This window comes from Pseudomonas sp. SWRI77, assembly GCF_014269105.1.
Taxonomy (GTDB): Bacteria; Pseudomonadota; Gammaproteobacteria; order Pseudomonadales; family Pseudomonadaceae; genus Aquipseudomonas; species Aquipseudomonas capeferrum.
Genome location: NZ_JABWRV010000035.1, coordinates 25,680 through 41,872, shown reverse-complemented (window position 1 = coordinate 41,872; position 16,193 = coordinate 25,680). Strand labels below are relative to the sequence as shown.

12 protein-coding genes and 4 tRNA genes are annotated in these 16,193 nt (G+C 57.9%); all 16 read left to right on the top strand.

Features of this window, described 5'->3' with window-relative positions:
- Positions 1–214: 214 nt before the first annotated feature.
- The 16 genes from birA (at position 215) to rpoC (ending at position 16,089) form a co-directional block, all read left to right on the top strand.
- Positions 215–1,174: a bifunctional biotin--[acetyl-CoA-carboxylase] ligase/biotin operon repressor BirA gene (birA, locus tag HU766_RS24455; protein ID WP_047583918.1), complete on the top strand. Its 960-nt coding sequence runs from the start codon at positions 215–217 to the stop codon at positions 1,172–1,174.
- On the top strand, positions 1,164–1,913 hold the full coding sequence (locus HU766_RS24450; protein WP_033703503.1) for a pantothenate kinase: 750 nt from the start codon (positions 1,164–1,166) through the stop codon (positions 1,911–1,913). The genes birA and HU766_RS24450 overlap by 11 nt, the downstream gene beginning before the upstream one ends.
- A gap of 7 nt (positions 1,914–1,920) precedes the next feature.
- Complete coding sequence (locus HU766_RS24445; RefSeq protein WP_033703501.1) at positions 1,921–2,346, top strand: hypothetical protein; 426 nt, start codon at positions 1,921–1,923, stop codon at positions 2,344–2,346.
- Positions 2,347–2,498: 152 nt separating this feature from the next.
- Positions 2,499–2,582 (top strand) — tRNA-Tyr (locus HU766_RS24440).
- A gap of 24 nt (positions 2,583–2,606) precedes the next feature.
- A tRNA-Gly gene (locus HU766_RS24435) sits at positions 2,607–2,680 on the top strand.
- Positions 2,681–2,709: 29 nt separating this feature from the next.
- A tRNA-Thr gene (locus tag HU766_RS24430) sits at positions 2,710–2,785 on the top strand.
- 78 nt (positions 2,786–2,863) lie between these two features.
- On the top strand, positions 2,864–4,057 hold the full coding sequence (gene tuf, locus HU766_RS24425; protein WP_028614144.1) for an elongation factor Tu: 1,194 nt from the start codon (positions 2,864–2,866) through the stop codon (positions 4,055–4,057).
- A gap of 54 nt (positions 4,058–4,111) precedes the next feature.
- Positions 4,112–4,187: transfer RNA gene (locus tag HU766_RS24420), tRNA-Trp, on the top strand.
- 44 nt (positions 4,188–4,231) lie between these two features.
- Complete coding sequence (gene secE / locus HU766_RS24415; protein ID WP_027595465.1) at positions 4,232–4,600, top strand: preprotein translocase subunit SecE; 369 nt, start codon at positions 4,232–4,234, stop codon at positions 4,598–4,600.
- Positions 4,601–4,609: 9 nt separating this feature from the next.
- A complete protein-coding gene (gene nusG, locus HU766_RS24410; RefSeq protein WP_003255501.1) occupies positions 4,610–5,143 on the top strand; it encodes a transcription termination/antitermination protein NusG in 534 nt (177 codons plus the stop codon).
- A gap of 119 nt (positions 5,144–5,262) precedes the next feature.
- Positions 5,263–5,694 (top strand): 50S ribosomal protein L11, encoded by a 432-nt coding sequence (gene rplK / locus HU766_RS24405; protein ID WP_028633698.1) that lies wholly within the window; start codon positions 5,263–5,265, stop codon positions 5,692–5,694.
- Positions 5,694–6,389, top strand: coding sequence for a 50S ribosomal protein L1 (rplA, locus tag HU766_RS24400; protein ID WP_033703496.1), 696 nt, complete (start codon positions 5,694–5,696; stop codon positions 6,387–6,389). The genes rplK and rplA overlap by 1 nt, the downstream gene beginning before the upstream one ends.
- Positions 6,390–6,586: 197 nt before the next feature.
- Positions 6,587–7,087 carry a 50S ribosomal protein L10 gene (rplJ, locus tag HU766_RS24395; protein WP_027595468.1) on the top strand — a complete coding sequence of 167 codons (501 nt, stop codon included), beginning with the start codon at positions 6,587–6,589 and terminating at the stop codon, positions 7,085–7,087.
- A 78-nt stretch (positions 7,088–7,165) separates the two neighbouring features.
- Positions 7,166–7,531, top strand: a complete 366-nt coding sequence (rplL, locus tag HU766_RS24390) for a 50S ribosomal protein L7/L12 (RefSeq protein WP_033703494.1) — start codon at positions 7,166–7,168, stop codon at positions 7,529–7,531.
- A 220-nt stretch (positions 7,532–7,751) separates the two neighbouring features.
- Positions 7,752–11,825, top strand: coding sequence for a DNA-directed RNA polymerase subunit beta (gene rpoB, locus HU766_RS24385; RefSeq protein WP_047583916.1), 4,074 nt, complete (start codon positions 7,752–7,754; stop codon positions 11,823–11,825).
- 64 nt (positions 11,826–11,889) lie between these two features.
- Positions 11,890–16,089, top strand: coding sequence for a DNA-directed RNA polymerase subunit beta' (gene rpoC, locus HU766_RS24380; protein ID WP_033703491.1), 4,200 nt, complete (start codon positions 11,890–11,892; stop codon positions 16,087–16,089).
- Positions 16,090–16,193 lie beyond the last annotated feature (104 nt).

Here is a 16,193-nt window from a genome sequence, read left to right as displayed (position 1 = left end):
ACGATGCATCGCCGATGGTAGTGTGGGGTCTCCCCATGTGAGAGTAGGTCATCGTCAAGATTCATTTCGCAAAACCCCTATCTGCGCGAGCAGGTAGGGGTTTTGTCTTTTGGCTGGAAAACTCCCTGTTGGTAGCGTCTGCGGGCGGCCCTTTTCCTATGCAAGGCCACTACCCATAGCTATCATGCCAGCCTTATTCCAAGTCGAGACTGGCATGCTGAAGTTGTTGAATCTCCTCAAGGATGGCCGGTTCCATTCCGGAGAAGCCTTGGGGGCAGCCCTCGGGGTGAGTCGCAGCGCCGTTTGGAAGCAGCTGCAGCACCTGGAGACTGAGTTGAACCTCACCATTCACAAGGTTCGTGGCCGCGGCTACCAGTTAGCGGCGCCTCTGGCCCTGCTCGAAGCGAAGGCGATCGCCGAGTTTGCCGAGGGCGAGCAGTGGCCAGTTTTCATCCACGAAACCATTGATTCGACCAACGCCGAAGGGCTGCGGCTTGCGGGTGAGGGGCAGGCTGCTCCTTTTTTGGTACTGGCCGAGCGCCAGAATGCCGGGCGTGGCCGCCGTGGTCGTCAATGGGTAAGCCCCTTCGCAGAAAACCTCTATTACAGCCTCGTCTTGCGTGTCGAAGGTGGCATGCGCCAGCTCGAAGGGCTGAGCCTGGTGGTGGGGTTGGCGGTAATGCGTACGCTGCAAGGTTTCGGCGTAAAGGATGTGGGGCTTAAATGGCCCAATGATGTGCTTGTGCGTGGGCAGAAGATCACGGGCATCTTGCTTGAGCTGGTCGGCGACCCGGCAGACGTCTGTCACGTGGTGCTTGGTATTGGCATTAATGTGAACATGCAGACCAATGACCAGGTCGACCAGGCGTGGACCTCGATGCGACGTGAGGTTGGCGCCGCAATTGATCGCAATCACTTGGTGGCGATGCTCAGCCAGCAACTGCAACATGAATTGGCGCGTCACCGCCGCTATGGTTTTGCCGCATTCCAGGAGGAGTGGGAGCAAGCGCATCTATGGCAGGGGCGTAACGTATCGCTGGTTGCCGGCAGCACCCGGATCGATGGGGTGGTGCTTGGTGTGGACGGGCAGGGCGGCTTGCGCCTTGAGGTCGACGGTGTGGAAAAGAGCTTCAGCGGTGGTGAGCTCAGTTTGAGGTTGCGTGATGATTCTTGAGCTCGATTGCGGTAACAGCTTTATCAAGTGGCGGGTCATTCATGCTGGCGACGCTACGATCGTGGGCGGCGGTATTGTCGATTCGGACCAGTCGCTGGTGGCCGAGGTCAGTACCTTGGCGTCGCTGCGTTTGTCGGGTTGCCGTATTGTCAGTGTGCGCAGCGAGGAAGAAACTGCTGCACTTTGTGCGCTGATCGGCCAGGCATTCCGTGTGGTGGCGCAAGTCGCAGAGCCTGCGCAGCAAGCAGCGGGGGTGCGTAATGGCTATGAAGACTATCAACGCCTGGGTATGGATCGCTGGCTCGCAGCGTTGGGTGCGTTTCACCTGGCCAAGGGTGCTTGCCTGGTGATCGACCTGGGGACCGCCGCCAAGGCTGACTTCATCGCCGCCGATGGCGAGCACCTGGGTGGTTATATCTGTCCGGGGATGCCGCTAATGCGTAGTCAGTTGCGTACACATACCCGGCGTATCCGCTATGACGATGCTTCGGCAGCGCGTGCATTGACCAGCCTTGCCCCGGGGCGCTCAACCGTCGAGGCTGTGGAGCGTGGTTGTGTATTAATGCTGCAAGGCTTTGCTCGGACTCAGCTCGAACAGGCGCGTGCGCTGTGGGGAGAGGATTTTACCGTGTTTCTTACCGGCGGGGATGCGCCGTTGGTGCGTGAAGCTGCGCCGCAGGCGCGGGTAGTCCCTGACCTGGTATTCGTTGGCCTGGCAATGGCCTGCCCATTGGACTGAGGTGCTTATGCGTTGGTTGTTTCTGCTGTTGCTGGTGCTCAACGTCTTCTATTACGTCTGGCATCAACAGGAAGCCCCGCTCAAGGTCAAGGATGTCGCCCCGCTATCGTTGTACAAAGGTAACCAACAAGAGATCCGCCTGCTGCGTGAAACAGGCGTGTCCACACCGGCCCGACGTCGCGATGAGTGCCTGGTTGTCGGTGGCCTGGCGGGTAAAGAGCAGCTTGATGCACTGCGTCAGCGCTTGCTGAGCCTGGATATCAATGCATTGCCTGTGTCGGGTCAGCTGCCGGGGGCCGATGGTCTCTGGCTTAAGGTTTCCCCGGAAAGCGAGCGGTTGCTGGACCAAACCGTACTCGCCGCACTTTCCAGTGATTTCAAAGACTTAAAACATAAAATTATTTTCTGCCAGGGTATTGCAACTGGCGAATAGCTTGATAGAATGGCGCCCGCTTCACAGGGAACACCACTCAGGTGGCGGAACTGGAAGCGGTGTCAACGTAGCTAAGTTTCAGATTTGATTGAAAAAATTTGAAAAATAGCTTGACACCAGGGCGGCAGCCAAATAGAATGCCGGCCACATCTGGAGGGATTCCCGAGCGGTCAAAGGGGACGGACTGTAAATCCGTTGCGAGAGCTTCGAAGGTTCGAATCCTTCTCCCTCCACCAGTTTTAGCGAGAGCCGCAAGCTCCGCGGGTATAGTTTAGTGGTAGAACCTCAGCCTTCCAAGCTGATGATGCGGGTTCGATTCCCGCTACCCGCTCCAAGTTTGCTGGGTTTTGCGCAAAGTGTTTCGCTCTTGTAGCTCAGTTGGTAGAGCACACCCTTGGTAAGGGTGAGGTCAGCGGTTCAAGTCCGCTCAAGAGCTCCATATAAACAAGGCAGATATGAAAATATCTGCCTTTGTTTTATCAGCGTAAGACTATTTCTTCTGCGGAGGATTGTATCGATGGCTAAGGAAAAGTTTGATCGTTCCCTACCACACGTGAACGTTGGCACTATCGGCCACGTTGACCATGGTAAAACCACTCTGACTGCAGCTCTGACTCGCGTCTGCTCCGAAGTTTTCGGTTCGGCAGTCGTTGAGTTCGATAAGATCGACTCGGCTCCAGAAGAAAAAGCGCGCGGTATCACCATCAACACCGCTCATGTCGAGTACAACTCGAACATTCGTCACTACGCTCACGTCGACTGCCCAGGTCACGCTGACTACGTGAAGAACATGATCACCGGTGCTGCCCAGATGGACGGCGCGATCCTGGTTTGCTCGGCCGCTGATGGCCCGATGCCACAAACCCGTGAGCACATCCTGCTGTCCCGTCAGGTTGGCGTTCCGTACATCGTGGTCTTCCTGAACAAGGCTGACCTGGTAGACGACGCTGAGCTGCTGGAACTGGTCGAGATGGAAGTTCGCGACCTGCTGTCCACCTATGACTTCCCAGGCGACGACACTCCGATCATCATCGGTTCGGCTCGTATGGCGCTGGAAGGCAAAGACGACAACGAGATGGGCACCACTGCCGTCAAGAAGCTGGTTGAAACTCTGGACAGCTACATCCCAGAGCCAGAGCGTGCTATCGACAAGCCGTTCCTGATGCCAATCGAAGACGTATTCTCGATCTCGGGTCGTGGTACCGTTGTTACCGGTCGTATCGAGCGTGGTATCGTCCGCGTTCAGGATCCGCTGGAAATCGTTGGTCTGCGTGACACCACCACCACCACCTGCACCGGTGTTGAGATGTTCCGCAAGCTGCTGGACGAAGGTCGTGCTGGCGAGAACTGCGGCGTTCTGCTGCGTGGTACCAAGCGTGACGACGTTGAGCGTGGCCAGGTTCTGGTCAAGCCAGGTTCGGTCAAGCCGCACACCAAGTTCACCGCAGAAGTCTACGTCCTGTCGAAGGAAGAAGGCGGCCGTCACACTCCGTTCTTCAAAGGCTACCGTCCTCAGTTCTACTTCCGTACCACTGACGTGACCGGTAACTGCGAACTGCCGGAAGGCGTTGAAATGGTAATGCCAGGTGACAACATTCAGATGACTGTCACGCTGATCAAGACCATCGCAATGGAAGACGGTCTGCGCTTCGCTATCCGTGAAGGCGGTCGTACCGTCGGCGCCGGCGTCGTAGCAAAAATTATCGAATAAGTAGTTGATTTACTTGATCAGGCCGGTATAATGGCCGGCCTGATACAGCGTTACAGGTCAGTAGCTCAATTGGCAGAGCGACGGTCTCCAAAACCGTAGGTTGGGGGTTCGATTCCCTCCTGACCTGCCATTCACCTCGGTGTGATTGGCTTTCTTCTCACAGGATCCTCCCCGATGACTCCCAAAACTGAAGCCCAAGAATCGCGTTTTGATCTGTTCAAGTGGCTGGCTGTAGTTGCTTTGGTGGTTGTTGGCGTCGTGGGTAATCAATATTACTCCGCCTCCCCAATCCTGTATCGCGTCCTTGCATTGCTCGCCCTGGCTGCGGCTGCTGGCTTTGTTGCCCTGCAGACTGCGAAGGGTAAGTCGTTCTTTGCGTTGGCGAAGGAAGCTCGTACCGAGATCCGTAAAGTCGTGTGGCCGACCCGCCAAGAAACCACTCAGACCACGCTGATTGTCGTGGCTGTAGTTCTGGTTATGGCGCTGCTGTTGTGGGGTCTTGATTCCCTGCTCGGCTGGGCGGTCTCCTTGATTGTTGGCTAAGGGTGTCCCGTGGCTAAGCGTTGGTACGTAGTGCATGCTTACTCGGGTTACGAGAAGCATGTGATGCGCTCGCTGATCGAGCGCGTCAAGCTGGCTGGCATGGAAGACGGTTTCGGCGAAATTCTGGTTCCGACCGAAGAAGTCGTTGAAATGCGTAACGGCCAGAAGCGCAAGAGTGAGCGCAAATTCTTCCCTGGCTATGTACTGGTCCAGATGGAGATGAACGAAGGGACTTGGCACTTGGTCAAGGATACCCCTCGTGTGATGGGCTTCATCGGTGGTACCGCAGACAAACCTGCGCCAATCACTGATAAAGAAGCTGAGGCTATCCTGCGTCGCGTTGCCGACGGTAGCGACAAGCCGAAGCCGAAGACGCTGTTCGAACCAGGTGAAGTGGTTCGAGTCATTGACGGTCCGTTCGCAGACTTCAATGGCAGTGTCGAAGAGGTTAACTACGAAAAGAGTCGCCTCCAGGTGGCGGTGCTCATTTTCGGTCGCTCTACCCCGGTAGAGCTCGAGTTCAGCCAGGTCGAAAAGGTCTAGGCGGACGAAGCATCCCATACCCCGCAGCCCTGTGTGCTGCGGGGTTTTGTCGTCACTGGGATAAAACGCAAGTCATCCGGGGAGCCTTCTGGCGTTCGTACCCGATTTTGGAGTAGCTCATGGCTAAGAAGATTCAGGCTTACATCAAGCTGCAAGTTAAGGCCGGCCAGGCCAACCCAAGCCCACCCGTTGGTCCAGCACTGGGCCAACACGGTGTGAACATCATGGAATTCTGCAAGGCCTTCAACGCCCGTACTCAGGGTCAAGAAGCCGGCCTGCCGACTCCTGTGATCATCACTGTCTACAGCGACCGTAGCTTCACTTTCGAGACCAAGAGCACCCCTGCCTCGGTTCTGCTGAAGAAAGCTGCTGGCCTGACCAGTGGTTCGGCTCGTCCGAACACCGTCAAAGTTGGTACCGTGACCCGTGCTCAGCTCGAAGAGATCGCCAAGACCAAACAGGCTGATCTGACCTCTGCTGACCTGGACGCTGCTGTGCGCACCATCGCTGGCTCTGCCCGCAGCATGGGCCTGAACGTGGAGGGTGTGTAATGGCTAAGCTGACCAAGCGCCAAAAGGCTATTGCTTCGAAAATCGAAGCTGGCAAAGTCTACAACTTCGAAGAAGCAGCCGTGCTGCTGGCCGAACTGTCCACCGTGAAGTTCAGCGAATCCTTCGACGTTGCTGTCAACCTCGGCGTTGACCCGCGTAAATCCGACCAGGTCGTTCGTAGCGCTACTGTGCTGCCACACGGCACTGGCAAGACCGTACGCGTTGCCGTCTTCACCCAGGGTCCAGCTGCTGAGGCCGCTCTGGCTGCCGGCGCTGACCGTGTAGGTATGGACGATCTGGCTGCTGAAATGAAAGCCGGCGACCTGAACTATGACGTTGTTATCGCATCGCCTGATGCCATGCGCGTTGTAGGTCAGCTGGGTCAGGTTCTGGGTCCTCGCGGCCTGATGCCTAACCCGAAAGTTGGTACTGTGACTCCAGACGTAGCCGGCGCTGTCAAAAACGCCAAGGCTGGTCAGGTTCGCTACCGTACCGACAAGAACGGTATCATTCACACCTCCGTTGGCAAAGTCGGCTTCGAAGCCGTCAAGCTGAAGGAAAACGTTGAAGCCCTGATCGCTGATCTGAAGCGTATCAAGCCAGCTTCTTCGAAAGGTATTTACGTCAAGCGCGTTACCCTGAGCACCACCATGGGCCCAGGCCTGGTCATCGACCAAGGTTCGCTGAACGCGTAAGACCATGGCGGCACGACGTGTCGTGCTGCCAGCAAAAATTGGGGTCCCTGCCTGGCGGGGGCTATCCAAGACCGTAGGCGACGCAAGTCTTAAACCACCAGCCTACGCAGATGGTGCTCCCGATTCGTTATCGAATCAGACACCAAAACGACATCCGGCTTCGGCCAGATGAAACGGTAGAAACCAGGAGTAAACCCGTGGCAATTAAACTCGAAGACAAGAAGGCCATCGTCGCTGAAGTCAACGAGGCTGCCAAAGTCGCTCTGTCCGCTGTCGTGGCTGATGCCCGTGGTGTGACTGTAGGCGCAATGACCGGACTCCGTAAAGAGGCTCGTGAAGCTGGCGTTTACGTACGTGTCGTACGTAACACCCTGCTCAAGCGCGCTGTTGCTGATACTGAATTCAGTGTCCTCAACGACGCCTTCACTGGCCCGACCCTGATCGCTTTCTCCAACGAACACCCGGGCGCTGCTGCTCGTCTGTTCAAAGAGTTCGCCAAGGGTCAGGACAAGTTCGAGATCAAGGCAGCTGCGTTTGACGGCAAGTTCATTGCCGCCAACCAGATCGATGTACTGGCTACCTTGCCGACCCGTGACGAAGCTATCGCACGTCTGATGAGCGTGATTCAAGGCGCTACCAGCAAGCTGGCTCGTACTCTGGCGGCCGTTCGCGACCAGAAAGAAGCTGCTGCTGCCTAAGGCGGCGTAACCTCTTTCAAAATCATTTGTTTAATTTGATGGCTGCGAAGGCTGTCACCCCAATACAGGATTTAAGTCATGTCCCTGACTAACGAGCAAATCATCGAAGCAATCGGCCAGAAAACCGTTCTGGAAGTTGTTGAGCTGATCAAAGCTATGGAAGAAACCTTCGGCGTTACCGCTGCTGTTGCCGCTGCTGGCCCAGCTGCTGCTGCTGCCGTTGTTGAAGAGCAAACCGAATTCAACGTTGTTCTGCTTGAAGCCGGTGAGAAGAAAGTAAACGTGATCAAGGCCGTTCGTGAACTGACCGGTCTGGGCCTGAAAGAAGCCAAAGAGAAAGTCGACGGCGCTCCTCAGGTCGTAGCTGAAGGCGTTTCGAAAGAAGCCGCTGAAGACGCTAAGAAGAAGCTGGAAGAAGCAGGCGCTAAAGTCGAGCTGAAGTAATTTCGACTTTGCGATGCCAGCCTGAGCGTTGAGCACAAGGCTGATGGCTGGTGGCTTATGCCACCGGCCTTTTTCCGTTATTGGTGGCCGATCAGATCGGCCCCGATAGCGAGCTGCAAGACACCCATGTGGGTGGCGCAAACCAAGGGGTTTGCACGATTTTCTGGCTGCTCCCGCCGGGAGAAGCCAAACAAGCAGGTGACCAAGCTGGGGAACGCTGATGGCTTACTCATACACTGAGAAAAAACGTATCCGCAAGGACTTTAGCAAGTTGCCGGACGTCATGGATGTGCCTTACCTCCTGGCCATCCAGCTGGATTCGTATCGCGAATTCCTGCAAGCGGGAGCATCCAAGGATCAGTTCCGCGACGTCGGCCTGCACGCGGCCTTCAAATCGGTATTCCCGATCATCAGCTACTCCGGCAATGCTGCCCTGGAGTACGTAGGCTATCGCCTGGGCGAACCCGCCTTCGATGTGAAGGAATGTGTCCTGCGTGGCGTGACCTTCGCGGTCCCACTGCGGGTCAAGGTGCGCCTGATCATCTTCGACAAGGAATCGTCGAACAAAGCGATCAAGGACATCAAAGAGCAAGAAGTCTACATGGGTGAAATCCCCCTGATGACTGAGAACGGTACCTTCGTAATCAACGGTACCGAGCGTGTGATCGTTTCCCAGCTGCACCGTTCGCCTGGTGTGTTCTTCGACCACGACCGTGGCAAGACGCACAGCTCCGGCAAGCTGCTGTACTCCGCTCGCATCATTCCTTACCGTGGTTCCTGGCTGGACTTCGAGTTCGACCCGAAGGACTGCGTATTCGTGCGTATCGACCGTCGCCGCAAACTGCCGGCATCGGTACTGCTGCGTGCGCTGGGTTACAGCACCGAAGAGGTTCTGAACACCTTCTACACCACCAACGTGTTCCACGTTTCCGGCGAAAAACTGAGCCTGGAACTGGTACCGCAGCGTCTGCGTGGTGAAGTCGCGGTCATGGACATCCATGACGAAACCGGCAAGGTCATTGTCGAGCAGGGTCGCCGTATCACTGCGCGCCACATCAACCAGCTCGAGAAAGCCGGCGTCAAGCAGCTCGACGTTCCTATGGAATACGTCCTGGGTCGCACCACTGCCAAGGCTATCGTGCATCCGGCTACCGGCGAGATCCTCGCCGAGTGCAACACCGAGATGACCACCGAGCTGCTGATCAAGGTCGCCAAGGCGCAGGTTGTCCGTATCGAGACCCTGTACACCAACGACATCGATTGCGGTCCGTTCATCTCCGACACCCTGAAGATCGACACCACCAGCAACCAGCTGGAAGCCTTGGTCGAAATCTATCGCATGATGCGTCCAGGCGAGCCGCCAACCAAGGATGCTGCCGAGACCCTGTTCAACAACCTGTTCTTCAGCGCCGAGCGTTACGACCTGTCCGCCGTAGGCCGCATGAAGTTCAACCGTCGTATCGGTCGTACCGAGATCGAAGGTTCGGGCGTGCTGAGCAAGGAAGACATCGTCGAGGTCCTCAAGACCCTGGTCGACATCCGTAACGGCAAAGGTATCGTCGACGACATCGACCACCTGGGTAACCGTCGCGTTCGTTGCGTTGGCGAGATGGCCGAGAACCAGTTCCGTGTTGGCCTGGTGCGCGTCGAGCGTGCGGTCAAGGAACGTCTGTCGATGGCTGAAAGCGAAGGCCTGATGCCGCAAGACCTGATCAACGCCAAGCCGGTAGCGGCGGCGGTGAAAGAGTTCTTCGGTTCCAGCCAGCTGTCGCAGTTCATGGACCAGAACAACCCGCTCTCCGAGATCACCCACAAGCGCCGTGTTTCTGCACTCGGCCCTGGCGGTCTGACCCGTGAGCGTGCTGGCTTCGAAGTCCGTGACGTACACCCGACCCACTACGGCCGCGTGTGCCCGATCGAGACCCCTGAAGGTCCGAACATCGGTCTGATCAACTCCCTGGCGGCCTATGCCCGCACCAACCAGTACGGCTTCCTGGAAAGCCCGTACCGCGTGGTGAAGGAAGGCGTGGTCAGCGACGACATCGTGTTCCTGTCGGCCATTGAAGAAGCGGATCACGTCATCGCCCAGGCTTCGGCCGCGATGAACGAGAAGAAGCAACTGATCGATGAGCTGGTAGCGGTTCGTCACCTGAACGAATTCACCGTCAAGGCGCCGGAAGACGTCACCTTGATGGACGTTTCGCCGAAGCAGGTTGTCTCGGTCGCAGCGTCGCTGATTCCGTTCCTCGAACACGACGACGCCAACCGTGCACTGATGGGTTCGAACATGCAGCGTCAGGCTGTACCGACCCTGCGCGCTGACAAGCCGCTGGTAGGTACCGGCATGGAGCGCAACGTTGCCCGTGACTCCGGCGTCTGCGTCGTAGCCCGTCGTGGCGGCGTGATCGACTCGGTCGATGCCAGCCGTATCGTCGTGCGTGTTGCCGATGACGAAGTCGAGACCGGTGAAGCAGGTGTAGATATCTACAACCTGACCAAGTACACCCGCTCGAACCAGAACACCTGCATCAACCAGCGTCCGCTGGTCAGCAAAGGTGATGTGGTCAAGCGTCACGACATCATGGCCGACGGTCCGTCCACCGATATGGGTGAACTGGCACTGGGTCAGAACATGCGCATCGCGTTCATGGCGTGGAACGGCTTCAACTTCGAAGACTCCATCTGCCTGTCCGAGCGTGTGGTTCAGGAAGACCGCTTCACCACGATCCACATCCAGGAACTGACCTGTGTGGCGCGTGACACCAAGCTTGGCCCAGAGGAAATCACCGCAGACATCCCGAACGTGGGTGAAGCTGCGCTGAACAAGCTGGACGAAGCCGGTATCGTCTACGTGGGTGCCGAAGTCGGCGCTGGCGACATCCTGGTCGGCAAGGTCACTCCGAAAGGCGAGACCCAGCTGACTCCGGAAGAGAAGCTGCTGCGCGCAATCTTCGGCGAGAAGGCAAGCGACGTCAAAGACACCTCCCTGCGTGTGCCAACCGGCACCAAAGGTACTGTCATCGACGTTCAGGTCTTCACCCGTGACGGCGTTGAGCGCGACAGCCGCGCCCTGGCCATCGAGAAGATGCAGCTGGACGAGATCCGCAAGGACCTCAACGAAGAGTTCCGCATCGTCGAAGGTGCAACCTTCGAGCGTCTGCGTTCCGCCCTGAACGGCCAAGTGGTCGACGGTGGTGCGGGCCTGAAGAAAGGCACCGTGATCGCTGACGAAGTACTGGACGGTCTGGAGCACGGCCAGTGGTTCAAACTGCGCATGGCCGAAGATGCTCTGAACGAGCAGCTGGAAAAAGCCCAGGCTTACATCGTCGATCGCCGTCGTCTGCTGGATGACAAGTTCGAAGACAAGAAGCGCAAGCTGCAGCAAGGCGATGACCTGGCACCGGGCGTACTGAAGATCGTCAAGGTCTACCTGGCTATCCGCCGCCGCATCCAGCCGGGCGACAAGATGGCTGGTCGTCACGGTAACAAAGGTGTGGTCTCGGTGATCATGCCGGTCGAAGACATGCCGCACGACGCCAACGGTACTCCGGTCGACGTCGTACTGAACCCGCTGGGCGTACCTTCGCGTATGAACGTCGGTCAGATCCTTGAAACCCACCTGGGCCTCGCGGCCAAAGGCCTGGGCGAGAAGATCGACCGGATGATCGAAGAGCAACGCAAAGCTGCTGAGCTGCGCGTGTTCCTTACCGAGATCTACAACGAGATCGGCGGTCGTCAGGAAAGCCTGGAAGAGTTCACCGACGAAGAGATCCTCGCCCTGGCGCACAACTTGAAGAAGGGCGTGCCTATGGCTACCCCGGTCTTCGACGGTGCCAAGGAAAGCGAGATCAAGGCCATGCTGAAACTGGCAGACATGCCAGAAAGCGGCCAGATGGTGCTGTTCGACGGCCGTACCGGCAACAAATTCGAGCGTCCTGTGACCGTTGGTTACATGTACATGCTCAAGCTGAACCACTTGGTGGACGACAAGATGCACGCGCGTTCCACTGGTTCCTATAGCCTGGTTACTCAGCAGCCGCTGGGTGGTAAGGCGCAGTTCGGTGGTCAGCGTTTCGGGGAGATGGAAGTGTGGGCGCTGGAAGCATACGGCGCGGCATACACCCTGCAAGAAATGCTCACAGTGAAGTCGGACGACGTGAACGGCCGTACCAAGATGTACAAGAACATCGTGGATGGCGATCACCGTATGGAGCCGGGCATGCCCGAGTCCTTCAACGTGTTGATCAAAGAGATCCGTTCGCTCGGTATCGATATCGATCTGGAAACCGAATAACACGTGACGCGAAGGGGAGCGGGGCTGGCACAGCCCGCTTCCTGCTCCGCCAGGAGGAAAGGCCTTGAAAGACCTACTGAATTTGCTGAAAAACCAGGGTCAAGTCGAAGAGTTCGACGCCATCCGCATCGGTCTGGCGTCGCCTGAAATGATCCGTTCGTGGTCGTTCGGTGAAGTTAAGAAGCCGGAAACCATCAACTACCGTACGTTCAAGCCTGAGCGTGACGGCCTGTTCTGCGCCAAGATCTTTGGCCCAGTCAAGGACTACGAGTGCCTGTGCGGCAAGTACAAGCGCCTCAAGCACCGCGGTGTGATCTGCGAGAAGTGCGGCGTTGAAGTTGCCCTGGCCAAGGTTCGTCGTGAGCGCATGGCGCACATCGAACTGGCCTCGCCGGTTGCCCACATCTGGTTCCTGAAGTCGCTGCCGTCCCGTATCGGTTTGCTGATGGACATGACCCTGCGTGATATCGAACGCGTTCTCTACTTCGAGAGCTACGTCGTTATCGACCCAGGCATGACCACCCTGGAAAAGGGTCAGCTGCTGAACGACGAGCAGTACTTCGAAGCGCTGGAAGAGTTCGGTGACGACTTCGACGCCCGCATGGGTGCCGAGGCTGTCCGCGAGCTGCTGCACGCTATCGACCTGGAGCACGAGATTGGCCGCCTGCGCGAAGAGATTCCGCAGACCAACTCGGAAACCAAGATCAAGAAGCTGTCCAAGCGCCTGAAGCTGATGGAAGCTTTCCAGGGCTCGGGCAACCTGCCTGAGTGGATGGTCCTGACCGTCCTGCCAGTACTGCCGCCGGACCTGCGTCCGCTGGTTCCGCTGGATGGTGGCCGCTTTGCGACCTCCGACCTGAACGACCTGTATCGTCGGGTGATCAACCGTAACAACCGTCTGAAGCGCCTGCTCGATCTGTCGGCGCCGGACATCATCGTGCGCAACGAAAAGCGCATGCTGCAGGAAGCGGTCGACGCCCTGCTGGACAACGGCCGTCGCGGTCGCGCCATCACTGGCTCGAACAAGCGTCCGCTGAAGTCCCTGGCTGACATGATCAAAGGTAAGCAAGGTCGTTTCCGTCAGAACTTGCTCGGTAAGCGTGTGGACTACTCCGGCCGTTCGGTAATTACCGTTGGCCCGACCCTGCGTCTGCACCAGTGCGGTCTGCCGAAGAAGATGGCCCTCGAGCTGTTCAAGCCGTTCATTTTCGGCAAGCTGGAAATGCGTGGTCTGGCGACCACCATCAAGGCTGCCAAGAAGATGGTCGAGCGCGAGCTGCCAGAGGTATGGGACGTGCTCGCCGAGGTCATCCGCGAACACCCCGTGCTGCTCAACCGTGCACCGACCCTTCACCGTCTGGGTATCCAGGCGTTCGAGCCTGTGCTCATCGAAGGTAAGGCGATCCAGCTGCACCCGTTGGTCTGTGCGGCGTACAACGCCGACTTCGACGGTGACCAGATGGCTGTTCACGTGCCGCTGACGCTGGAAGCCCAGCTCGAAGCGCGCGCGCTGATGATGTCGACCAACAACATTCTGTCGCCAGCCAACGGTGAGCCAATCATCGTTCCGTCGCAGGACGTTGTACTGGGTCTGTACTACATGACCCGTGAAGCCATCAACGCCAAGGGCGAAGGTCGCGTATTCGCCGACCTGCAGGAAGTCGACCGCGTATTCCGCGCCGGCGAAGCTGCCCTGCACGCGAAAATCAAGGTCCGTATCAACGAGACCGTGAATGACCGCGATGGTAGCGTCACCAAGAACACCCGCATCGTCGACACCACTGTCGGCCGTGCGCTGCTGTTCCAGGTTGTGCCGGCAGGTCTGCCGTACGACGTGGTCAACCAGCCGATGAAGAAGAAGGCGATCTCCAAGCTGATCAACCAGTGCTACCGCGTGGTTGGTCTGAAAGAGACCGTTATCTTCGCTGACCAGCTGATGTACACCGGTTTTGCCTACTCGACCATTTCCGGCGTTTCGATCGGTGTTAACGACTTCGTTATCCCGGACGAAAAAGCCCGCATCATCGGTACCGCTACCGACGAAGTGAAGGAAATCGAGAGCCAGTACGCCTCCGGCCTGGTAACCCAGGGCGAGAAGTACAACAAGGTCATCGACTTGTGGTCCAAGGCGAACGACGAAGTGTCCAAGGCGATGATGGCCAACCTCTCGAAAGAGAAGGTCATCGACCGCGAAGGCAACGAAGTCGAGCAAGAGTCCTTCAACTCGATGTACATGATGGCTGACTCCGGTGCGCGGGGTTCCGCTGCACAGATCCGTCAGCTGGCAGGTATGCGTGGTCTGATGGCCAAGCCGGACGGCTCGATCATCGAGACGCCGATCACCGCGAACTTCCGTGAAGGTCTGAGCGTACTGCAGTACTTCATCTCGACTCACGGTGCTCGTAAGGGTCTGGCGGATACCGCACTGAAGACTGCGAACTCCGGTTACCTGACTCGTCGTCTGGTAGACGTTGCGCAGGATCTGGTCGTGACCGAGATCGACTGTGGCACCGACCACGGTTTGCTGATGACGCCGCACATCGAAGGCGGTGACGTTGTCGAGCCGCTGGGTGAGCGCGTATTGGGCCGTGTCATTGCCCGTGACGTGTTCAAGCCAGGCACCGAGGACGTCATCGTTCCGGCCGGTACCTTGGTCGACGAGCAGTGGGTCGAGTTCATCGAGCTGAACAGCATCGACGAAGTTATCGTGCGTTCGCCGATCAACTGCGAAACTCGCTACGGCATCTGCGCCAAGTGCTACGGTCGTGACCTGGCTCGCGGTCACCAGGTCAACATCGGTGAAGCTGTCGGCGTTATCGCTGCACAGTCGATCGGTGAGCCGGGTACCCAGCTGACCATGCGTACGTTCCACATCGGTGGTGCTGCAAGCCGGACCTCGGCTGCCGACAGCGTCCAGGTGAAGAACGGCGGTATGGTGCGTCTGCACAACCTGAAGCATGTCGTGCGCGCCGATGGCAACCTGGTTGCCGTATCGCGTTCCGGCGAGCTGGCCATTGCCGATGAATTCGGTCGTGAGCGTGAGCGTTACAAGCTGCCTTACGGTGCGGTGATTTCGGTCAAGGAAGGTGACAAGGTCGAAGCTGGCGCCATCGTCGCCAAGTGGGACCCGCACACCCACCCGATCGTTACCGAGCTGAAAGGTACCGTGACCTTCGTGGGCATGGAAGAAAACATCACCATCAAGCGTCAGACCGACGAATTGACGGGGTTGACCAACATCGAAGTTCTGGACGTCAAGGATCGCCCTGCCGCAGGCAAGGAAATCCGTCCGGCAATCAAGATGGTCGATGCCAACGGCAAGGACCTGTACCTGCCAGGTACCGACGTACCGGCTCAGTACTTCCTGCCGGCCAACGCCCTCGTCGGCGTGGCTGACGGTGCTCAGATCGGTGTGGGTGACGTTATCGCGCGTATCCCGCAAGAAACGTCGAAAACCCGTGACATCACCGGTGGTCTGCCACGCGTCGCCGACTTGTTCGAAGCGCGCCGTCCGAAAGAAGCCTCGATTCTGGCTGAAGTCAGCGGCACCATCGCGTTCGGTAAAGAGACCAAGGGCAAGCGTCGTCTGGTCATTACTCCGACCGACGGTAGCGATCCGTACGAAGAGTTGATTCCGAAGTGGCGCCACCTGAACGTCTTCGAAGGCGAACAGGTAAACCGCGGCGAAGTTATCTCCGACGGCCCGAGCGATCCGCACGACATCCTGCGTCTGCTGGGTGTGAGCGCGCTGGCGAAGTACATCGTCAACGAGATTCAGGACGTTTACCGTCTGCAAGGCGTTAAGATCAACGACAAGCACATCGAGACCATCCTGCGTCAGATGCTGCGTAAGGTCGAGATTGCCGAGTCGGGTGATTCCAGCTTCATCAAGGGCGACCAGATGGAACTGACTCACGTACTGGTCGAGAACGAGCGTCTGGCCAGCGAAGACAAGTTCATCTCGAAGTTCTCGCGCGTGCTGCTGGGTATCACCAAGGCGTCGCTGTCGACCGAATCGTTCATTTCCGCGGCTTCCTTCCAGGAAACCACCCGCGTATTGACCGAAGCGGCCGTCACCGGCAAGCGCGATTACCTGCGCGGCCTGAAAGAGAACGTGGTCGTGGGTCGTCTGATCCCGGCCGGTACCGGTCTGGCCTACCACAGCGAGCGCAAGCGTCGCCGTGAAGCCGACAAACCGCTGCGTGTGAGCGCCAGTGAGGTTGAAGCCGCACTGACCGAAGCGCTGAATTCCAGCGGTAACTAAGTACAGGGCAGGGCCCCGGCAAGCCCCGAACGGCCGTCGGCGACATAAATTGTTGCCGATGACCGGGCGGGGATGGCCGGGGCCTCGTCTTGACTGGGTGCAAG